The organism is Bartonella sp. AC70YNML (assembly GCF_042196545.1).
In the GTDB taxonomy this organism is placed as follows: Bacteria; Pseudomonadota; Alphaproteobacteria; order Rhizobiales; family Rhizobiaceae; genus Bartonella.
The window spans coordinates 53663-76645 of sequence record NZ_JBHIQK010000004.1; the positions used below are offsets into that span (position 1 = coordinate 53663).

At 37.4% G+C, this 22983-nt stretch carries 16 protein-coding genes; 6 read left to right on the forward strand and 10 right to left on the reverse strand.

From position 1 onward, the window contains the following. Positions 1–8 precede the first annotated feature (8 nt). Positions 9–2726, reverse strand: a complete 2718-nt coding sequence (secA, locus tag ACFIMU_RS04495) for a preprotein translocase subunit SecA (protein WP_375696857.1) — start codon at positions 2724–2726, stop codon at positions 9–11. Between the two features lie 434 nt (positions 2727–3160). On the opposite strand from secA, the gene ACFIMU_RS04500 reads away from it, so the two are divergent. The 3 genes from ACFIMU_RS04500 (at position 3161) to mutT (ending at position 6015) form a co-directional block, all read left to right on the forward strand. Next, a complete protein-coding gene (locus ACFIMU_RS04500; protein ID WP_375606773.1) occupies positions 3161–4114 on the forward strand; it encodes a peptidylprolyl isomerase in 954 nt (317 codons plus the stop codon). 128 nt (positions 4115–4242) lie between these two features. Then, a complete protein-coding gene (gene argJ, locus ACFIMU_RS04505; RefSeq protein ID WP_375614067.1) occupies positions 4243–5475 on the forward strand; it encodes a bifunctional glutamate N-acetyltransferase/amino-acid acetyltransferase ArgJ in 1233 nt (410 codons plus the stop codon). A gap of 126 nt (positions 5476–5601) precedes the next feature. Continuing rightward, the gene (gene mutT, locus ACFIMU_RS04510; protein ID WP_375696858.1) at positions 5602–6015 is read left to right on the forward strand and encodes an 8-oxo-dGTP diphosphatase MutT; all 414 of its coding nucleotides are present in this window, start codon (positions 5602–5604) and stop codon (positions 6013–6015) included. Between the two features lie 1572 nt (positions 6016–7587). Here mutT and ACFIMU_RS04515 read toward each other — a convergent pair. From ACFIMU_RS04515 to ACFIMU_RS04530, 4 genes are all read right to left on the reverse strand, one after another. Beyond that, entirely contained in the window at positions 7588–8451 is an 864-nt protein-coding gene (locus ACFIMU_RS04515; RefSeq protein ID WP_375614581.1) for an NlpC/P60 family protein, read from the reverse strand. Positions 8452–8603: 152 nt separating this feature from the next. After that, positions 8604–9977, reverse strand: a complete 1374-nt coding sequence (locus ACFIMU_RS04520; RefSeq protein ID WP_375687477.1) for a M17 family metallopeptidase — start codon at positions 9975–9977, stop codon at positions 8604–8606. Between the two features lie 13 nt (positions 9978–9990). After that, positions 9991–10989 (reverse strand): type I pantothenate kinase, encoded by a 999-nt coding sequence (gene coaA / locus ACFIMU_RS04525; RefSeq protein ID WP_375606822.1) that lies wholly within the window; start codon positions 10987–10989, stop codon positions 9991–9993. Between the two features lie 122 nt (positions 10990–11111). Then, positions 11112–12101 carry an asparaginase gene (locus ACFIMU_RS04530; protein WP_375606777.1) on the reverse strand — a complete coding sequence of 330 codons (990 nt, stop codon included), beginning with the start codon at positions 12099–12101 and terminating at the stop codon, positions 11112–11114. 220 nt (positions 12102–12321) lie between these two features. Between ACFIMU_RS04530 and hslV the strand changes: the two genes are divergently transcribed. Further along, positions 12322–12903, forward strand: a complete 582-nt coding sequence (hslV, locus tag ACFIMU_RS04535; RefSeq protein ID WP_012754621.1) for an ATP-dependent protease subunit HslV — start codon at positions 12322–12324, stop codon at positions 12901–12903. Beyond that, on the forward strand, positions 12904–14214 hold the full coding sequence (hslU, locus tag ACFIMU_RS04540) for an ATP-dependent protease ATPase subunit HslU (protein ID WP_375606778.1): 1311 nt from the start codon (positions 12904–12906) through the stop codon (positions 14212–14214). It begins immediately after the preceding gene. A 19-nt stretch (positions 14215–14233) separates the two neighbouring features. On the opposite strand, the gene ACFIMU_RS04545 is transcribed toward hslU, so the two are convergent. The 3 genes from ACFIMU_RS04545 to rpsO form a co-directional block, all read right to left on the reverse strand. Beyond that, positions 14234–15229, reverse strand: coding sequence for a class I SAM-dependent methyltransferase (locus ACFIMU_RS04545; protein ID WP_375606779.1), 996 nt, complete (start codon positions 15227–15229; stop codon positions 14234–14236). Positions 15230–15300: 71 nt separating this feature from the next. Beyond that, a complete protein-coding gene (pnp, locus tag ACFIMU_RS04550; protein WP_375606780.1) occupies positions 15301–17496 on the reverse strand; it encodes a polyribonucleotide nucleotidyltransferase in 2196 nt (731 codons plus the stop codon). A 248-nt stretch (positions 17497–17744) separates the two neighbouring features. Then, complete coding sequence (rpsO, locus tag ACFIMU_RS04555) at positions 17745–18014, reverse strand: 30S ribosomal protein S15 (RefSeq protein WP_005774142.1); 270 nt, start codon at positions 18012–18014, stop codon at positions 17745–17747. Between the two features lie 314 nt (positions 18015–18328). Between rpsO and ACFIMU_RS04560 the strand changes: the two genes are divergently transcribed. Further along, positions 18329–19957: an MFS transporter gene (locus ACFIMU_RS04560; RefSeq protein ID WP_375606781.1), complete on the forward strand. Its 1629-nt coding sequence runs from the start codon at positions 18329–18331 to the stop codon at positions 19955–19957. Positions 19958–21560: 1603 nt separating this feature from the next. On the opposite strand, the gene truB is transcribed toward ACFIMU_RS04560, so the two are convergent. Together truB and rbfA are read right to left on the reverse strand one after the other, a co-directional pair. Further along, positions 21561–22523 (reverse strand): tRNA pseudouridine(55) synthase TruB, encoded by a 963-nt coding sequence (truB, locus tag ACFIMU_RS04565; protein ID WP_375606823.1) that lies wholly within the window; start codon positions 22521–22523, stop codon positions 21561–21563. Between the two features lie 4 nt (positions 22524–22527). Continuing rightward, positions 22528–22935, reverse strand: coding sequence for a 30S ribosome-binding factor RbfA (rbfA, locus tag ACFIMU_RS04570; RefSeq protein ID WP_375606782.1), 408 nt, complete (start codon positions 22933–22935; stop codon positions 22528–22530). Between the last annotated feature and the right edge of the window lie 48 nt (positions 22936–22983).

Consider the following 22983-nt stretch of genomic DNA (forward strand, 5'->3'; position numbering starts at 1 on the left):
TTTACTTTTCAAACAAAGGCTCCATGACAGTGTTTGTATTTTTTCTCTGAACCGCAAGGACAACGCTCATTACGTCCAACTTTTCCCCATGTGGTTATATCGTTAGGGTCACGATCTTGTGGATTAACAAATCTATTTTCTTGTGATCGTGCCCATAAGGTGGGAGCATTTTCTTGACTTTGATCATTAAAAACGGATGAAACAGCATCCGTTTGCTCAGGCATGGTTGGTTCTGTGGGTTGTTGAATAATTTCAAAGCGCATAAGTTTAGAAGTGACAATTCTGCGCAAATTTTTCAACATATTTTGAAAGAGTTCAAATGATTCTGTCTTATATTCATTGAGTGGATCCCGCTGCGCATAACCACGAAACCCAACAACAGAACGCAAATGGTCTAAACTTACCAGATGTTCACGCCATAACGTGTCAATAGTTTCGAGCAATACTGCTTTGTGAAAATAAGCCATAACTTCTGGAGAATATCGTTCAGTACGATCATTTTCAAGTTTTGTAACAGCATCTGATACACGCTCTAGAATTTGCTCCTCGGCAATTCCATCTTCTTTTGCCCATTCTTCCACTGGAAGCTCAAGATTAAAGAGTTGTTGAAGCTCTTCTTCGAGAGTTTTTGCATCCCATTTTTCAGAATATGTCCCTGATGGAATATAAGCCTCTACGAGATCCTCTACGACTTCATTACGCATTTCAAGGATCATTTCTGATAAATCATCTGCATTCATGACCTCCATACGCTGTTCAAAAATAACTTTGCGTTGATCATTCATGACATCATCATATTTTAGCAGATTTTTACGAATTTCAAAGTTTCGTGCTTCGACCTTTTTTTGTGCTTTTTCAAGGGCTTTATTAATCCATGGATGGATAATAGCTTCATTTTCTTTCAATCCAAGTTTTTGTAGCATACCATCCATACGGTTGGAGCCAAAGATACGCATAAGATCATCTTGAAGAGAGAGAAAGAATTTTGAGCGACCAGGATCGCCTTGGCGACCAGAACGTCCACGAAGCTGGTTATCAATACGACGGCTTTCATGACGTTCAGTAGCGATAACGTAAAGCCCTCCAGCCGCTAAAGCTTTTTCTTTAAGTTGCTTGACATCTTTTTTTATTTCTTCAATTTTAGCTGTCCGCTCTGGACCTTCGGGGATATCCTGTAACTCTTGTCGAATGCGCATTTCAACATTACCACCAAGTTGTATATCCGTACCGCGTCCTGCCATGTTGGTTGCAATGGTGAGAGCTCTAGGAACTCCTGCTTGCGCAATGATATATGCTTCTTGTTCGTGATAGCGAGCATTTAAGACTCTAAAATCGGTAATGCCTTCTTTTCGCAAACGTTCTGCCAATTGTTCTGATTTTTCAATAGAGGTTGTTCCAACAAGAATAGGCTGTTCTTTTTCGTGTGCTTGACGGATATCACGCACAATTGCCCGATATTTCTCTTCTGCTGTTCGATAAATCTCATCATCTTCATCAATACGTTGTATTGGCAAATTTGTAGGAACTTCGACAACGTCAAGACCATAAATATTTCTGAATTCTTCGGCTTCTGTTGTTGCAGTTCCAGTCATGCCAGATAATTTTCTATACATACGGAAGTAATTTTGGAAAGTGATGGAAGCAAGTGTCTGGTTTTCTGGTTGAATAGCAACATGCTCTTTAGCTTCTAAAGCTTGATGAAGTCCTTCAGAATAACGCCGCCCAGGCATCATTCGCCCTGTAAATTCGTCAATAATAACGATCTCACCATTGCGAACAATATAATCTTTATCGCGAGCAAACAGTTTATGAGCTTTTAGAGCATTATTGACATGATGAACGATAGCGACATTTTCTATGTCATAAAGACTCTCACCTTTAAGATGCCCAGCTTGTTCGAGCATTTTTTCAATTTTTTCAGTACCAACTTCGGTAAAGGTCGTTGTTTTTTGTTTTTCGTCTATTTCATAGTCTTCTGGAGTTAAGGCAGGAATAAATGTATCAATAAGGTTATAGAAGTCAGTCCGATCTTCTAGAGGACCAGAAATAATAAGGGGGGTACGGGCTTCATCAATAAGAATCGAATCAACTTCATCAACAATTGCGTAATGATGTCCACGTTGGACCATTTGACTATGATCGAAGGCCATATTATCACGCAAATAGTCAAAACCTAGTTCATTATTTGTGGCATAGGTGATGTCGCATGCATATGCCTCTCGGCGGGCTTCACTATCAAGATCATGAAGAATCACGCCTGTTGTAAGCCCTAGAAAACTAAAAATTTTCCCCATTGTTTCAGCATCACGACTGGCGAGATAATCGTTTACTGTCACAACATGAACGCCTTTACCTTCCAATGCATTGAGATAAATTGGTAGAGTTGCCATTAATGTTTTACCTTCACCAGTACGCATTTCAGCTATGCCGCAGTCGTGAAGGACCATTCCACCAATAAGTTGTACGTCAAAAGGACGCATGTCATAAACACGTTTTGCTGCTTCACGAACAGTTGCGAAAGCTTCTGGTAAGAGCAAATCAATACTTTCACCTCCACTAAGACGTTTACGAAAGGCATCTGTTTTTTGGTAAAGCTGCTCATCACTTAATTTTACGAATTGTTCTTCCAAAGCATTAATTTGTGCAACTTTTTGGCGGAGTGCTTTGAGGCGTCGCTCATGAGCTGAACCAAAAAATTTACGTGCAAAAACACCTAAACCGACCATCACTGGCCCTTTCTTTTAATTATTGTCACTTTTGTTGGGTAATTCATACGTTTTCCCCATTCTCTACATTTTCTTTAAGTTTTCTGATATCATTAGAGATATAATGAAATGCAGATGGTACCATTATACTTGCTGGTGTGCAATTTTCCATTTTAATTGTAACGTAGAGATAAGAGGCTAAGCGCGCTATGTCAACTTTAGGTATGCTATTTAACTGATACAATACAAAGTAATTGAAGATACAATATGTCATTTTTCTCTATGATCATGTTTTTCATTTGCATTAGATAGGGTTGTAGAAACCGAGATAAAAGAACGATTTTATATTTTTTACAATGAAATTACTAATTTATTTCTCTATATTTAAAGAATAAAGTGTTATGGTAAAGAAAATTGGAATCTTGAACCTGCCTTCACTTTTAAGGAGTATATTTATGAAATTCAACTTTATCACGCTGTTTTTAGCATCAACTTTATTGGCAAGTACAAGTTTAGGGGTGAAAGCCCAAGAAGGTGTGAATTCACCATCGAATGATTTAAAAACTTTGGAGAAAGCTTCTGAAAAAGCAATTTCTCCTTCTCATGTTATGGCAGTTATTGATGGGAAAAATATTACAGCAGGTCAATTGGATGATTTAGCACTTGAAATAAATCCTAATTTAGCACGTTTTCCTGATGAACAACGTCGTATGATGGTTCTAAAAGCTTATTTAGATATGCAGGCACTTGCAAAAGAAGCAAGAAGAAAAGGTCTTGATAAGACAGAAGCTTACGATAAACGTATGGCAGTCATGCGTGATAATGTTCTTCAACAGCTTTATTTTAAACAGACGATTGTTGACAAAATATCGGATACTGATTTGGAAGCTCTTTATAAGCAAGAAGTTGCTGCTCTACCTAAGGAGGATGAGGTTAAAGCGCGTCATATTTTGGTCAAAACGAGAAAAGAAGCAGAAGCTATCATTAAGCATTTAAATAAAGGCGAAAGTTTTGAAGAGATTGCAAAGAAAAGTTCAACAGATGGTTCTGCTGCCGTTGGGGGTGATCTTGGTTATTTTAGCCATGGTCAAATGGTCAAGCCTTTTGAAGATGCCGCATTTGGTTTGAAAGTTGGCGAATACACTAAACAACCTGTTGAAAGTCCTTTTGGTTGGCATATTATTAAATTAGAGGATCGTCGTGTAAAACAACCGCCTGCATTTGATGATGTTAAAGAAATGTTGCGGACACAGCTGATAAAAAAGCGCTATCAAGAACTGATTGTTGATTTACGTAGCAAGATAGATGTGAAATACCCTGATCCTAATGTTACAAAAATCATGGAATCGCTTCATCAAAATGGGACGCTGCTTCCCGATGAGACGTCCGATGAAGAAGATACGGAATAGCTAGGAAAATAAGTAGATAGCCTCTTTAATAGATAATTTGCTAGGTTGGTTTTGTTCAAAAAATCTAGCAGTTTTCTATGAGAGGTTATTGATCTGCAATCATTTCATTTTTTTATAGAAAGCATATTGTGGTTTTGAAAATCTCTCCTTTGTCGCCTCAAAAGATCCAGGAGCTTTCTCCATTATCTGGTGTACGGATATCAACAGTTGAAGCTGGGATTAAATATAAAGGTCGTACAGATCTTCTTTTGATTATATTCGATGAGCCAGCGAGTGTGGCAGGCGTTTTTACACGTTCTAAATGTCCATCTGCTCCTGTAGAGCATTGTCGCGCATCGCTTCCTCATGGGGTTGCTAGAGCTGTTGTTGTAAATTCTGGAAATGCAAATGCTTTTACAGGAAGCAAAGGAAAGCACACAACGAATGAAATAATATATGCAGCAGCGAACGCTTTAAAGGTTAGAGAAGATGAAGTTTTTATAGCTTCCACAGGTGTTATTGGTGAGCCAATGGATGCCTCGGGTATTGTCAATCTTTTACCAAGTATGACAGAGACAGCAGAAGAGGGAAATTGGTTGGAAGCTGCGAAAGCCATAATGACAACGGACACATTTCCAAAACTTGCGACGCGCACTTTTGACTGTGGGGGAGAGTGTGTTACCATTAATGGAATTGCAAAGGGTGCTGGTATGATTGCACCCGATATGGCGACAATGCTGTCATTTGTAGTTAGTGATGCTACTATTTCTTCGGATGCACTCCAATCCATGTTATCAGAGGCAGTTGAGGGTTCTTTTAATTCAATTACTGTTGATAGTGATACCTCAACTTCAGATACGCTTATGTTGTTTGCGACAGGAAAAGAACATTTTCCCTGCATTAGATGTAAAACAGATCCGCGTTATGAAGTGTTCTCAAAGCACTTGAGTGCACTTTTGCACGAGCTCGCATTACAAGTTGTTTGTGATGGTGAAGGTGCTCGTCATTTAATTGAGGTTAATGTAATTGGTGCTACAACAAACGATGCTGCAAAAACGATTGCTTTGTCAATTGCAAATTCACCACTTGTAAAAACGGCTATTGCCGGTGAAGATGCGAATTGGGGACGGGTGGTTATGGCCGTTGGGAAGGCTGGTGTTGAAGTCGATCGTGATCTATTGATGATTTGGTTTGGTGAGCATCGTGTGGCGATCAATGGCGAACGAGATCCTGAGTATTGTGAAGAGACAATAGGTACTTATATGCAAGGTAAGCACATCACAATTCGTGTTGATATCGGTTTGGGTAATGGTACAGCGACAGTTTGGTCTTGCGATTTAACAAAAGAGTACGTTATGATCAACAGCAATTATAGAAGTTAACGGATGCATTTTATATTTAACAGCTTATTATTTTTCAGAAAAAATGAAGGATGTAAGTTCTTTTAGGAGCAGGAGGGGTATGATAGATAAAGACAGTTATCTTTATGATCCCTATTGGCGAGTAATATGTATATAAAAAGTTCCATTCTTCTTGTTGTTGCATGCGCATTGTTCGATCAGAATAATCGTGTTTTGCTAACTAAGCGTCTTGAAGGAAAATCACTAGCTGGTTTATGGGAGTTTCCTGGTGGCAAGGTTGAGCAAGATGAAACTCCGGAAGCATCATTGATTCGTGAACTAGAGGAAGAGCTTGGTATTTATGTTCAACCAAATAATTTACACCCTTTAACATTTGCAAGTCATAGCTATAAAACATTTCATCTCTTAATGCCATTGTATCTTTGTGACCATTATGAGGGCGTTGCACAAGGACGAGAAGGGCAAAATTTAGAATGGGTTTTTATTAATGATCTTGATAAATACCCTATGCCTGATGCTGATAAACCATTGGTTCAGGTATTGAAAAATCACCTTCTTTGATGTGTTATAAGCAGGGAATATTGTTTAAATATAAACCAATATATTGAGTTATAATGATAATATAATTTTTATGTTGCATGGGGAAGTCCAGAGTCGTAAAAAATTTTCTCATTTCAAAACTGTCTTATTTTAAATTAATCAAAATCATTCTTTTTCATGTTCCAAGCGGGGCGGGGCATGTTAAAATTATTTAAGAAAGAAATAAAATACGTGCTGAAAGAACACTCTCTACTAGCCAAGGGTTATCGCAACATTGAGAATTAGCAAAGTATATAATGATGCCTTTGCACGCTTTATAAGCATAAAAATGGTGGTAGATAATGGATTTATACTTTTCGCGATTATCATTGAGAGATTGTCTTAGATGCACTGAGAGATATTAGGAGTATTTATTTCATAAGATATCAATAATAGAAAAAATTCAAAAAATGCTTTAAAAAAGAACGCTTTGTGTTTATTATTGGAGATTGTTTTACATGACCAAAATCCTAATTATCATATGTAATACATATATTATATAATAACGTATTGTTTTGTAATCATAAGTTTTATTTTTCTTGATGTTATACGATTTCCCAATCAAAAAAATGTTCAATAACGTACGAATAAAAAGAGTGGTATGTAATTTAAAAAATAATTTTAAAAAAATAAAACATACGGTTAATGAATGATTAAATATAAAAGAAAACATGAAAATAAGACTTCTTAGAGAACTATATATCATACATATCTATGGTATGAGAGATGGAGAAAAAGCTACCTAGGTAAGTATATAAATAAGGAATATATTATTTTTGTATATTTAAAAAAACATAAAACTGAATAGAAAAGAAATAATAAATCTGCGTAGTAATCTTTATTTTCATTTTTTTATAATACGCTTATTTCTCTATTGACTTGTAATAAAGGTATTTGAAACAGTGAAATATGATAATATTAAGAACTCTTATTTAAGTTATGTAATACGATTTATAATTGACTATATGATATTTTAATGAAAGTTCTTCAGTAAGACGGTCGATTAGTTTTCTCAGTATTTAAAGATAGGCGAATATTGATAAAGATTTCTAAATGAGTATGAACTTTAAGAAAAGATCAAAAATGTTGCTTTTGATTAAGAGGAGCGCGTTCTTTACGTAATGTAGAGCGGCATTGTGCTGCGTATTCACGAGCTTGTTTAAAAGAGGCATTTCGCAATGCTCCAAAACCCGTTTCGTGCCGCACTAGTGAATGGTATAACGTTAAAGCTCCCATGGAAATATGGAAATAATGTAAAATCTATTGAGCATACTATCTTTACGCTTACGAAGGAGTAAGTTGGTCCCAATGTTATTATGATAGCTCTTGGCATTTGAGAACCTTCATAAGGGATATTTTTACTTATACATCAATTTTGCTTGTGATGAACAAGCAAGCGATTTTGATTGATTCAACATAAAAACCGATTTGAAATGAGAGAATTTTACGATATTTAGAATGCTTGACACAGAGTAAATAATGGATAATTATCCTTATAAATCAATCTATTGTATAATAAAAAACATTCAATTAATTTTTTATAGGAGGCATGTATTAAATTTCTTGAATTGGGCGACGTTTTGCAATGGGGTATTGATTTTTTTTAGCGATACGCGTAATTGCTTCTTCCAATGGCTCGATCATAACGTCCATAGAAAAACCATTAGCGTGAATAATATTTTCATGATCAATCATAATAGCCACATGACCTTTCCAAAAAATTAAATCACCTCGTTGAAGTTTATCAGTGTCTGTAAGAAGCTTGCCTACAGTTTCTTGCTGCATATCGGTGTCTCGTAAAACTATTTGATCGGTCATCATCATAGAGAGCTGAATGAGTCCCGAACAATCAATTCCAAAACCGCTGATACCACCCCAAAGATAAGGTGTACGGATAAAGGTTTCTGCAACTGTGACATAATCTTCATATACGCGTCCAATAGGGCTGAGATGGCTCGTAATGATTGCTGTTCCATTTTCAAGAATAGAATACGTTGTATCACGGACTTCAATTTCATCAACAACACTGACTTTGCTTCCCATAGATAAAGGGGAGCTTATCGGTCCACGTAAGTCAGCGTGTAAATATTTAAATGTGCGTGGTACTGAAACCACATGTGTTTGTTTTATGGTTGATGAACAAAGAACTTTTGTATCAATATAACCGACATAACCATCCTTGAGTGATTGCCCCCACGACATCGTTTCCCCTTGTTCAAAAATGAGAAGCTCTTCTCCGAATAAGCATTCTGTTTGTCTTTCACTGTTTTTACTATTTTCTTTAAAAAGTCCGGCGACCGCGGTATTAACACGTCTTTTTTTACCTTGAACAAAGCGCTGAGCTGTAATTTCTGTTTCAAGACGTTGATCTGCTAGATCATCTCTGAATGCATAAAGCCTTGGGTCTTTAGAGATCATTTTTTTGCTTTCCATTTTTGGGCATCTCACCTTTAAGAAGACTCACGAAAACTGTCTTGGTAAGATTTTTATCTTCCAATAAAACCAAGAACACAGTGTAAGACCAATTATTCTTTAAGCTGCAAAATTGTCCATTTTTGTGGATATTTGTGTCAAAACTCATTTTTAAAAATATTATAAAGGGCACGGATAGTTTGTGCTGATCCACCAATAGGGTATCCTGGTTTTTCTTTTGGAACCCATCCATAAAGGTCAAAATGCGCAAAATGTTCAGTTTTTTCAACAAAAGAATTAAGAAATAAAGCAGCGATTATAGAGCCAGCAAAGCTATTTCCAGTTACATTGTTAAGGTCAGCAATTGGTGATGATAACATCTCTTGGTAAGGTTTCCAAAGGGGCATTTGCCAAAGAGGATCAAAAACAGCGTGAGCAGATTCAGAAATTTGTTGTGCCCATAGTGAATCATTACAATAAAATGCCGGAAGATCTGGTCCTAATGCTGTGCGTGCTGCTCCTGTTAAAGTAGCCATGCAAAGCATGAATTGTGGACTTTCTTCATCACCATAGGCGAGTGCATCGGCAAGGACAAGTCGCCCTTCAGCATCTGTATTACCTACTTCAACACTTAAACCTTTACGACTTTTGAGAATATCACCTGGTCGGTAAGCATTCGCAGAAATTGCATTTTCTACAGCTGGAATCAAAACGCGTAGACGGAAAGGCAATTTTGCATCCATGATAAGTTTAGCCAATCCCAAAACGTTTGCTCCACCCCCCATGTCTTTTTTCATAAGCAACATGTTATTGGCTGATTTAATATCGAGTCCTCCAGTATCAAAAGTTACGCCTTTGCCCACCAAGGTTATTTTAGGATGATGTTCTTGGCCCCAGAGTAACTCAATCAGTCGTGGTGGAGTACTGCCTGCTCGTCCTACGGCATGAATCATCGGAAAGTTATGGGTTAAGAGATCATCTCCACAAATACTTTGGACATGAGCACCATAAATTTTTCCTAGTTGTCGTACTTCTTTTTCGAGAGTATCAGGGTTCATATCATTGGCTGGAATATTAATGAGATCACGGACAAAGAAGACAGCTTCATAAATTCGTTGGAGTTCATTAAGATCAATTGCCTCATTGACATGGATAGATAAAGATTTGAAAGAAGAATTTTGACGATAGCGATTAAATTGATAACTGCCGAATGCCAATCCAAGATAGGTATTTATTTCATCAGAGTTTGTACCTTCTAAATGCCATTGACCAGCAGGAAGTTTTTGAGCAAGAACTCCTGTGATAAAAGGATCGTTACCATTGCCAATTCCAAATAAAACTTTTTTTAAATGCCCCGTTTCGTGAGGAATAAAGAGTATTTGTCCTGCTTTACCAGTAAAGTCATTAACTTTTATCCATGCTGTTGTTGACGCATCAAGTGATAAGTTGGCAAGAGTTCTTTGGTTTACCAAGATGATAGGGCAACTGTTATCGATACGCGTTGAGGTAAAATGAATGGGGTGGTGGTGCATAGTTATGAGATCCTTATAGTCGTCTAAGTGCGACATATTCGACCAAATGATTTTTTCCCTTTCGTAGAATGAGATTGGACCTTGGTCGTGTTGGCAATATATTTTCTTGTAAATTTTTTAAATTAATCGTTTGCCAAAGATCCTCAGCAATTTTTGAGGCTTCTTTTTCATTGAGGTGGGCATAACGATGAAAATAGGATTCAGGATTTTGGAAAGCTGTTTTACGCAAACGTTTAAAACGTTCCAAATACCAGTGACGAATGACTTCTGTTTCAGCATCGACATAAATTGAAAAATCAAAAAAATCAGATACGAAAGGAATGGCTTTCCCATCTTTAGGAAGATCACTGACCTGTAATACATTAATACCTTCAACAATTAAAATATCAGGATGGTCAATGGCAATTGTCTGGTTTTCTAGAACATCATAGGTCATATGTGAGTAAAGCGGAGCACGAATATTTCCGACACCTGCTTTTATAGCAGAAAGAAAGCATAGCAATTTTTTTATGTCATAGGAATCAGGAAATCCTTTACGATTCATACGATTTTTTTGCTGTAAGATTGCGTTAGGATAGAGAAAACCATCCGTTGTGATCAGATCAACTTTAAGACTAGATGTCCAACGTTTCAATAGTTCTTGAAGAATGCGAGCAGTGGTTGATTTTCCTACTGCTACAGAACCAGCAATTCCAATAATAAAAGGCGTTTTCCTCATCTCTTCTTGATGGAGAAACTTCTGACGTTTGTGAAAAAGTTCCTGTACGGCTTCAACATGGCATGATAACAAACGCGATAAAGAAAGATAAATGCGTTGAACTTCCTCAAGATCGATAGGATCATCCATAGAGCGTAAACGCTTAATTTCATCAAAAGTCAAAGTAAGAGGTGTATCCGCACGAAACTCTGACCATTGTTGTGCAGTAAAGACACGGTAGGGTGAATATCGGTCAGAAACGGATTTGACCAGATTATCTTTCTGATTAATTTTTTGTATAGTCGTATCAATCATTTGTATTGGTCGAGAATTTTTTTGCCGCAGCAATCGATTAAGAACGGACATGTGAACGGCTTTGTATTCAAGTAAATTTTGTTTTTCATGCTCTCTTCTTCAAGATAATAGGTCATTTTTTGTTAGCTTATCGTCCAGTCATTCCAATCTACACGGATTTGTTCCAATGAATACCCTTGCGCCAAAAAAGCCCATAAAAGTAGACGCGCTTTTACGGCTGATAAATAACCAGACATGAGCGCACCAGAAGCAATCATATCGATTTCTGAGCCTTTATAGCCATAAGTTATACGAGTTGTGGAGCCATTACAACAACGACTAGCAATAATGATTGGTATTTTTTGTGCATATTGTTGTACGAGGTCTGCTTCTTGAAAACTACAGTGTCCTGCACCAAAACCTGCAATAACAAGCCCAGCATAATACCCACTTTCGAGGCAGAGTTTCATTAATTGTGCATCAGAAGATAAAGAGGAATAGAGGAGTGCAATTTGATGATCATGGTTTTGGGGAAAATCAAACGTTTTTGGGAAAAATTTTCGATCATTGAAATAAATAAGTTTTTCCTCTAAAATAGTTCCTAAAACACCTGCAAGACCTGATTGAAAAGTTTCGACTTTGACGGTATGGCTTTTATAGAGCCAATAAGGTGAATGAATTGTATCATTGATGACAACGAGAACGCCTCTGTTACGACTTTGTGGGGCTGCCGCAACATGAGTGGCTGCTAAAATATTAGCTGGGCCATCGGCTCCTGCTTCATGAGGCATGCGCATAGCACCGGTTATGATGAGAGGTTCAGCTTCTTTCCAATAAAGAGAAAGAAAAAAAGCTGTTTCTTCCAGAGTATCAGTCCCTTGTGTTAAAACAATACCTTCTGCACCAGCGTTTATTTGTTGTTTTGCCCACTTAATTATTTCAAAAAGCATTTGAAACGATAAAGATCCACTTGGTATTTGCATTAATGTTTGTGCATGAATATCAGCAACGTTATTTAAAGCAGGAACACTTTTTATGAGGTTATCTGAAGTTAAAGTCGGTTGCATGTGACCAAAACTATCAGCCGTCATTGCAATTGTTCCACCTAAGGTCCCTATGGCTATTTTTTTCATAATTTTCCTCTAAAAAGCACAAACTGTTTATATAAAGCTATTTAGCAGTAATTTGCATTGACAACAATGATATCATTTTTCCATTTTCAACAAATTGAGTTATGCTGAATCATTGTGTTTTGCTGTATATGTTCTTAAATAGGACAATAGTAATTGAGTTTTACATTGTATGAAAAGAAATCAATATTAAAAAGTAAAGTTAATATTAAGGAGTTTCCTTATGACAGAACATAAGCCAGACATAATGTATGGTACAACAATTATTACGGTACGAAAAGGTGGAAAAGTCGTGATGGCCGGTGATGGTCAGGTTTCTCTTGGACAGACAATTATGAAAGGCAATGCACGTAAAGTGCGTCGTCTTGGAAAGAACGGAGTGGTTATTGCTGGTTTTGCAGGTGCTACGGCAGATGCTTTTACATTACTGGAGAGATTGGAAACAAAGCTTGAACAATATCCTGATCAGCTTATGCGTGCCTGTGTAGAACTTGCAAAAGATTGGAGAACAGATCGCTATTTGCGTCGTCTCGAAGCAATGATGCTCGTGGCTGATAAGAAAGTAACTTTGGCTCTAACAGGGCTTGGTGATGTTTTAGAACCAGAAGATGGGGTTATGGCAATTGGCTCTGGAGGAAATTTTGCGCTTTCGGCAGCGCGTGCACTCATGGATTTGGATTTGGATGCAGAAACTATTGCTCGTAAAGCTATGGCTATTGCCGCTAAAATTTGTGTTTACACCAATGATCATTTTACGATTGAAACATTGGATGCAGAATTATCTTCTTTAGAGAAAGCTATTTAAATGTGTGTTGTATTTTCCCCTCGTGAGACTGTTTCTGAACTTGATCGTTTTATTATTGGCCAAAATGATGCCAAACGCTCTGTAGCTATTGCACTGCGCAATCGGTGGCGTAGGCAACAGCTTGATGAGCCGATGCGTGAAGAAGTTATGCCAAAAAATATTTTAATGATAGGGCCAACAGGTGTTGGTAAAACTGGTATTGCACGTCGATTAGCAAAACTTTCTGGAGCACCCTTCGTTAAAGTAGAAGCGACTAAATTTACTGAAGTTGGTTATGTGGGACGTGATGTTGAGCAAATTATTCGAGATCTTGTTGAAATTGCCATTTCTCTTGTGCGTGAAAAGAAACGGGATGAAATAAAAGAAAAGGCCCACGTGAATGCTGAAGAGCGTGTTTTAGACGCCCTTGTTGGTAAAACAGCAAGTCCTACTACTCGTGATAGTTTTCGTAAAAAATTGCGTGAAGGTGAATTGGATGAAAAAGAGATTGAAATTGAAGTCGCCGATAATAATAGCAGTAGTGCTTCAACCTTTGATATTCCTGGTATGCCTGGGGCGCAAATGGGTATTATGAATTTATCAGATATTTTGGGAAAAATGGGCAGTCGTACAAAAGTCCGTAAGACGACAGTAAGAGATGCTTTTAAGCCGCTCATTGATGATGAATCTGAAAAACTCCTTGATCAGGAGCAAATTATTCAAGAGGCGCTTCGTGTTGCTGAAAATGACGGTATTGTTTTTATCGACGAGATTGATAAAATTGCAACCAGGGATGGTGGAGCAAGTGTTGCGGTTTCGCGTGAGGGCGTTCAACGGGATCTTTTGCCTTTGGTTGAAGGAACAACAATTTCTACAAAATATGGGCAAATAAAAACCGATCATATTCTTTTTATTGCCTCAGGTGCATTTCATGTTTCCAAGCCATCTGATTTATTACCGGAACTTCAAGGACGTTTGCCCATCCGTGTGGAGCTCAACCCTTTAACAAGGGAAGATTTACGACGCATTCTAACGGAACCAGAAGCTAGTTTGATTAAACAATATATCGCTCTTATGGCAACGGAAGAGGTTCATTTGGAAATTACAGATGATGCAATTGATGCTTTAGCAGATATTGCTGTAGATTTAAACGCAAGGATTGAAAATATAGGGGCACGTCGTTTGCAAACAGTGATGGAGCGCGTTTTGGATGAAATTTCTTTCACCGCGCCTGATAAAGCTGGAACAACATTTACAATTGATGCTGCTTACGTGAGAAAATCTATTGGCGAGCTTGCTGCTGATATCGATCTTTCACGTTTTATTCTTTGAAAGTTATTGCTTGTTCTGTTTATCTGCGTGCTTCGATAATTTTGAAACCATGGGGTTGTTCGTGTATCAACACTGTGCGGAAAATATTTTTTAATAATGTTTCATAAGGCAGGTGGCGGTTTGCAACAAAAAGCAGATTGCCGCTTGGCTTTAAGCACTTTGCAGCATTTATAATAAAATTTTTTCCTAATGAAACATCTGTTGTTTGTTGTGTGTGAAACGGTGGATTTGAAATGATTGTGTCATATAGATTTGTGATAGGTTCATGTACAAGGTCATGCCAATAAAAATGAATTGGAAAAGGAGTTGTTATGGATTTAAGGTGCTGTTTTGCTGCTCTCAAAGCATTGTAGTCTGCTTCATAAAGGTCGAGAGCAGTGAGTTTTTCACTTCTTTCAAGCGCAACGTGAGAAAGATAACCCCATCCAGCACCAAAATCAGCTGTTTTTCCAGAAATAACTTTGAGCATATAAGAAGCAAGCGCAGCAGATCCTGGATCAATACGACCGTGTGAGAACATACCAGAAGTAGTTTGAAATTTACCAAAAGTAAGCGGTGGTGAGCGCAATTGTACAATATTCTGTTTCTCTATTTGTGGAGGAACTTGCAGCCAAAATACCAGACCATGATTTTTAGACAGTTTATTGGTGATGGGGACAATATTTTTGACCCATTTCATCATTGAAGCAGCACCAGCAGTTTTATTCCCACTGATCACAACCCATCCATTGGGTTTAACGCATTCTAATAAATCAAGAAAACAATTTTGATTAAAACCACGATATTTGCTCAAATGTAAAAATGCACCATCATAGTTGAAAGTTTTATCTATTTGAGGAGAGCAGTGAAATTGAGTATCGACAAATTTTAAAAAATCTGGTCGCCAAGGCGTAATAATTTTTAAATTTTGCGCCCATTTTTGAGCCGGAACTTCTGTTAAACCGAAACTCAGCCAACATTGGCTTGGATCTGGATACGGGAGTTCATGATTTTCAAAAGGCAAAAATAATAACACATAGGGCTCTTTCAAAGAAAAATGCCATTCCAATATTGGGATGGCATTTCATGATTGATAAGAAGAAAGGCTTACTCTTCTTTTTTCTTACGGCGGCGCTTATTTTCAGGTTGTTTTTTTTCATCCATGCACTTTTCTTCATTCATCGCTTTATCACCGGTGATTTCCTTTCCGGTTGTTTGATCAACGACCTTCATTGATAACCGAACTTTTCCACGCTCATCAAAGCCCATTAACTTAACCCAAACTTTGTCGCCTTCCTTAATAATATCGGTTGTTTTGGCGACACGTTCTGATGCAAGTTGAGAGATATGAACGAGTCCATCACGAGAACCAAAGAAGTTTATAAATGCACCAAATTCTGCAGTTTTTACAACTGTTCCTTGGTAGATAGCACCAACTTCAGGTTCATCAACAATAGAATGGATCCAGCGTTTTGCCGCTTCAATGGTTTTAGCATCAGCAGAAGCAATTTTAATGGTACCATCATCTTCAATATTAATTTTTGCTCCTGTTTGTTCCACGATTTCCCGAATAACTTTACCACCAGAGCCGATAACATCACGGATTTTATCGACAGAAATATTCATAACTTCGATTCTCGGAGAAAATTCACTCAGCTCAGCACGTGCACTGGTTAAAGCTTTCGCCATCTCATTAAGGATATGGATTCGGCCACCTTTGGCTTGTTCAAGCGCAATTTTCATAATCTCTTCGGTAATACCATCAATTTTGATATCCATTTGCAAGGCAGTAATACCATTTTCTGTTCCTGCGACTTTAAAATCCATATCTCCAAGATGATCTTCATCTCCTAAAATATCAGAAAGAACAGCAAAGCGTTCTCCTTCTTTAATCAAGCCCATAGCAATACCAGCAACAGGGCGTGCTAGAGGAACACCAGCATCCATGAGAGCAAGTGACGTTCCACAAACCGTTGCCATAGAAGAAGATCCATTGGATTCAGTAATTTCTGAGACAGCACGAATGGTATAAGGAAAAGATTCTTTATTTGGCAACATGGGGTGAATTGCTCTCCATGCCAATTTGCCATGTCCAATTTCACGACGACCAGGAGAACCAAGGCGTCCTGTTTCACCCACGGAAAATGGTGGAAAATTATAATGGAGGAGGAATGTTTCCTTATACATACCCGTTAAAGAATCAACATATTGTTCATCTTCACCAGTTCCCAATGTTGCAACGACAATAGCTTGTGTTTCTCCGCGGGTAAAGAGTGCGGATCCATGTGTGCGGGGTAAAATACTTACTTCTGATTGGATAGGGCGCACGGTAGAAAGATTGCGTCCATCAATACGCTTTTGGGTATCAAGAATGTTTCCACGAACAATTTTTGCTTGCAACTGTTTAAATACGGTTGCAATTTGATCTGCACTAAATTGACAGTCTTTTTCTGTTTCTGGCATAAATTTATTGAGGATTTCTGTTTTTAGTGCATCAATTGCAGCATAACGTTCTTGCTTATCAGTAATTGTGTAAGCCTTTCGTATATCCTGTTCTGCCATTTTCTGCACCGCTTTTTCAAGTTCAGAAAGATCTTCAGGAACAAAATCACGAGGATCTTTTGCAGCAACTTCGGCAAGCTTGATGATAGCATCAAGGACAGGTTGAAGGCCTTTGTGACCAAACATCACAGCTCCCAACATGATATCTTCCGGTAATTCTTGTGCTTCTGATTCAACCATCAAAACAGCACTTTCTGTTCCAGCAACAACAAGATCAAGTTTTGATTCAGGCATTTCATCGATATGAGGATTGAGAACATATTGTCCATTACAATAGCCAACGCGGGCACCGGCTATAGGCCCCATGAAAGGAACACCTGACAGGGTCAATGCGGCAGAAGATGCAATCATTGCAAGGATATCGGGATTGTTTTCGAGATCATGCTGTATAACGGAAACAATAACTTGTGTATCATTTTTATATCCCTCAACGAAAAGGGGACGAATTGGGCGATCAATCAAACGTGAAACCAAAGTTTCATTTTCACTTGGTCGACTTTCACGTTTTAAATAGCCCCCAGGTATTCGACCAACAGCATAGGATTTTTCTTGATAATTAACGGTGAGTGGAAAAAAGTCCTGGTCTGGTTTTGGGATTTTGGCTGATACAACGGTAGCTAAGACAATCGTTTCTCCATAGGTGGCAATCACTGCACCATCAGCTTGACGCGCTATTTTCCCTGTTTCAAGGGTGAGCGGACGCCCGGCCCATTCAATTTCTATCTTGTGCGTTTTAAACATTTTTTATCCTTAATGACCAGTGTTTAAATCTTTGATTGCTCACATTCTGGTTTCGCGTAGCATACTTCCAAGATCTGGGATGGACAACATACTTTTTATCTTTGTTGCAAGAAAAAAGAAGTAAACTGCTTAAATGCGAAACGATGAGCAGTTCTATCCCATAATAACTTATCAGTTTTTAAAATTTTTAATTAAAAGCAACACGTTGAAAAAATGGATGTTTTTTAAATACCACTTCCATTTTTCTTTTAGCGACGCAAACCTAACTTCTTTATAAGTGTCTGATAACGATTTTGGTCAACTCCTTTAAGATAATCAAGAAGACGCCGACGTTGAGATACCATCTTCAAAAGACCACGACGAGAATGATTATCTTTTTTGTGAGATTTAAAGTGGTTTGTTAAATTAGAAATACGTTCAGAAAGTACAGCAATTTGTACTTCTGGTGATCCTGTATCACCAACTTTATTTGCGTATTCTGCGACAAGAGCTTGTTTACGTTCAGCTGTAATCGACATCGTATTATCCTTTCCAAAAACGAAGAAACATAAGGACACCCATAGCCGAGATGTCGTTCAGCAAGGGTCTGTGAGAAAACAGGAAAAGTCGAAGACTCTTACCTATTTTCGTTCTTATATAGGAAAGAAGGTTAAAATACTAGTCCTTAACAGCATTTTGAAGTCTTTCTTTAAATAAAAGCTTTTGTTTTGAAATATTGATTTAAATAGAGTTTTATGAGAAGTTTTTTAAAGAATTATGCATCCTTTTGATACAAAGATTATGAGCGTGTATGTGGTAACAAAAGTGATAAATACCGATTTGGAGGAAAAAGATGCAGAGCATTTCAACATTAAAACTTTTTCGTAATTCGGTATTTCGAAATTTATGGTCATCTACTCTTATTTCTAATTTAGGGGGGCTGATACAGGCTGTTGGAGCAGGGTGGTTAATGGCGTTGATTAGTTCTTCGCATTCCATGGTTGGGCTTGTTCAAAGTGCGACAACGTTACCACTTGTTATGTTTTCTTTGATGGCAGGGGCCTTAGCTGATAATTTTAATCGGCGTCAAATTATGTTGTGCGCGCAAATTATGATGATGGTCATATCCATGAGTTTAGCTGTTTTAGCCTATCTGGGATTTCTCACACCTTGGCTTTTGTTATGTTTTACGTTTTTGATTGGATGTGGTACAGCTTTTTATAATCCTTCTTGGCAAGCAACGATAGGAGATATTGTGAGCAGGGAAAATATTCCTGCTGCTGTTAGTTTGAATAGTGTCGGCTTTAATTTGATGCGGAGTGTTGGTCCTGCGATTGGTGGTGCCATCATTGCAACTTTGGGGGCATCTGCTGCTTTTTTGTTTAATGCTATAAGCTATATTCCTCTTATTGGTGCGTTGTTTTTCTGGAAGTCGAATTATGAAAACAACTCATTGCCACGAGAAAGGCTATTAGGAGCTGTCTCAGATGGTTTGCGTTATGTTGCGATGTCACCTAATCTCTTAAGTATTATGGTTCGAGCGTTCCTTTTTGGTATAGGAGCAATTTCGATTTTAGCACTTTTGCCAATTGTTGCGCATAAAGTTCTCGGAGGAAATGCCCTTCTTTATGGTACATTGCTCGGTTGTTTTGGGTTAGGAGCCATGACAGCAGGTATTATTAATGAATTTGTACGGCATCATTTTCGTTCAGAAACAATTATTGCAAGTGCATTTATTGGTTTTGCCTTTTCTTGCTTTTTATTGGGAATAAGCCGTTCACTGATTATAAGCCATATTGCTTTATTTCCTGCAGGTTTATGTTGGGTTTTGGCATTATCGTTGTTTAATACATCTGTACAACTCTCCACACCACGCTGGGTTGTAGCTCGTTCTTTAGCACTTTATCAAACGGCATCTTATGGGGGGATGGCTATTGGAAGTGCAATCTGGGGAGTTTTGGCTGATGGTTATTCTCCAACAATTGCTTTGAGCATTTGTTCTCTATTCTTGATTTTAGGTGCTCTTGCGGGGGTAAAGTTTAGAATTCAAGAAATTCCTCAGATAGATTTAAATCCTCTTGATCATTTTAGAGAGCCGGAATTATTACTCGACCTCAAAGCAAGAAGTGGCCCGATCATGATAATGATTGATTATCAAATTCATGAAAATGATCTCGAAGAGTTTCTTAAAGTGATGACGCGTCGACGCCATATTCGGTTACGCGATGGTGCGCGTCAGTGGGTCCTTTTACGAGATCTGGAAAGACCTGAATATTGGACAGAGGCTTATCATATGCCAACATGGGTAGATTATTTACGCCATAATCATCGTCGCACAAAAGCGGATGCCGAAGTCAATAAGCGTCTGCGTCATTTAAATTGTGCTCCTAACGGTATAAGAGTGCACCGCATGATTGAACGCCAAACAATACCCCAAGCCAATGAGATGCTTTTAAAAGTCTCCTCTGATCATCTCCCTTAGGGTTAAAACAGTTTTTTTGTAAAATATTAAATTATGTTAATATTATTTTGATCAATTTTTTTGCATAAGTGCAACAACAAAAAAACGGGTATTACAATAGTTAATATATTGACTTAATAAATGACTAATTATCATTTTTTATGGTAAATAATAGTCTTGAAAAATTTAAGTTTTTCTCATTTCAAATCTGTTTATCTCACTTTATATTGCATCAATCAAAACCATTTTCTTGTACGTCACAAGTAAGAGTGGGTATGATAGAAAAAGGAGGATTTCTAATAAACTATTTCGAGTACCAAGGTTTATTACGACACTTTAAATTAGAAAATAGAATGATAATACCGGCTTATATTTTTATTAAGCGTAAAGATGGGGCCATGCGCAATGAATTTTATATATTTTACGAGCGTTGTTGTGAAATAGGTTCGAATGCATTGAGAAATGTTTCTTAAAAAAGCATGTGAATAAGCAGCACAACAATTTTTATTTTAGGCGTCCTATTTTGAGTGAGAAATAATCATATTAAAAGAGCGAGAAAAATAAAAACGTAAGACAAAGCGTAATCCCTATTATTTAAAAATTAGAGTCGAATGAAAGGGATAATAGTAAGATGAAAAATAGCTTGTTTTTGCTTGCATATTTTTTCAAAATGAAGCTATTTTATCCTTTTAAATATTACTCAACCAGATATATCTTTACTCATATCTGGAATAGAAGGTTGAAACTGTTTACAAAATACCAACCATTTTAATCTTTCTTTCAAAAATGTTACAGTATTAGGGTTGAATATTGCTTTATAAGCAAGAGAAGAAATATAGTATTATCAGATAAATAAAGTCATGAAATAAAAAATATACCAACCATGGAATGAAGAGATATACCAGCTTTTTATTCGATACAAAAAACAACGATAAGCTAGTCCCTAGCTTGACAATTTCTTATTCTTTACAGATATTTTTACAAAACCTTTGCGTGCTTTCGTTATGATTAGAATAATCGATTGTAAGCATAATGATGTCATTTTTAGGTGGTCAACGATCAATTTTTATTGGATAGATAGTTGGAAGGGATTATCCTTACAATGTGTTTAAATCCTAAGGTTTGAGTTTTTCTATTCGAAACAATTCTTTTCGCCAAAAAGAGATTATGTAGGTGTGTACTGTAATGATCAAATGAGTGATTTAACATGATATAGATTCTTGAGTTTTTAAGGTTGGATGCAATGCATATGATTCCAACACATTGATTATAAGAATAAATAACTGTTTTTTATATTGAATGTAAAAGTCTAGATATCTTAGGATTATTTCATTTTAAATGTGTTTAGGTTGAATCCATCCAAATCATTCGCTGATTCATTACAAACGGAGGTTAATGTGTAAGTAAAAAGAGATTGAAAAAGGGATATAACATGCCGCTTATGAATCTTTTTAAATGCAAGGACTGTTGTGACATTAGGGGGGACAAAGTGTATGATGGTGTTGGCTTGTATCGTTAACTTAATTTTTGATGTGAATAAGAAAAATGGAGACAATGAAAAGCAAAACATTTTCTTTATTTGAGAGAGAAAAATGATTTTTCCGCAAAAGGGGGAAAGAATCGATTAAATTGTAAAAATCCGCTTTGCTTTAAATAGACCTTTGTCGAGGGTGCCGATAGCAAGAAGTTGTTCCTTATAGAGGACACAAATTTCATCTTCATCAAGAGGTACTTTGTGATGACACAAGGGTATAGAATGCCCCTTCATAACTCTTTGTGCTTGGGTTTCATTAAGGGTATAATGAAAGAGGCAATCCAATGCAGCGCTCGTTTCAATTAAGAGCCCATCAAGTGTTGTGAATTTTTTTTCAAAAGAACGATTATTTTCCTCTGTAGTGTTTTTATTTGGCGGAATGGCTGCTTTTAGTTCCTCCCATGTAATGAGATCTTCTTCATCAAAAGGTGCGACGGCAATACGTCTTAAATCAGCAATATGCCCATAGCAACCGAGATCACGTCCCATATCGCGTGCTAAAGAGCGCACATAAGTTCCTTTTCCGCAGGTTATTTCAAAGGCAGAATGCTCTTTGGTAGGCATTTCTAATAACTTGAAAGTTTCTATTTCCACTTCACGGGGCGGAATTTCAACAACTTCCCCTTCACGCGCTAAATCATAGGCACGATTTCCGGCAATTTTGATTGCTGAAAACTGTGGAGGTGTTTGCAAAATAATACCTGTATATTGAGGAAGAAGAGCAAGTATTTCTTCTCGAGTTGGACGTTTGAGAGATGTTTTGGTTATTTCTCCTTCTAGATCATCTGTTGAGCGCTCTTGCCCCCAAGCAATATGAAAACGGTAAGTTTTTTTGCCTTGCATCACGTAAGGGACGGTTTTGGTTGCTTCGCCCAATGCAATGGGAAGGAGACCAGAAGCAAGAGGATCAAGTGTACCCGCATGTCCTGCCTTTTGAGCATGGAAGAGCCATTTGATTTGTGAAACAGCTTCTGTTGATTTCATTCCTTTTGGTTTATCAAATATGACCCAGCCAGAAACAGGACGCCCTTTTTTCTTATGTTGCCGCGCCATATCTTTAATCCTCATCTGTATCACTATGGTGAAGATCGCGTGCAACCTCAGGCGAGCGAAGGAGGGCATCAATTTTTGAAAAATTATCAAAACTATTATCAAGTCGGAAACGCAGTTCTGGCATATATTTCATTTGTCGCAACGCATGACTGATTTCTCCACGGAGAAAACGACTACGTTTATTGAGGGTATCAACAACATCGGTATGAGAAGCATTTTTAAGAGTGCTGAGAGGTGATACAAAGCAAGTAGCAATTTTTAAATCTGGTGACATGCGTACTTCAGAGACAGAAATAACAATATCTTTTAAGATATCATCAAGCAAAATATCACGCTGTAATATATGCGCTATTGCATGACGTACTTGCTCTGCTACTCTAAGTTGCCGTTGTGATGGCCCTGCATTTTTCATCAAAGTTTTATCCTTGCTACAAGATCTCTTTTTTGACCATTTAGATAA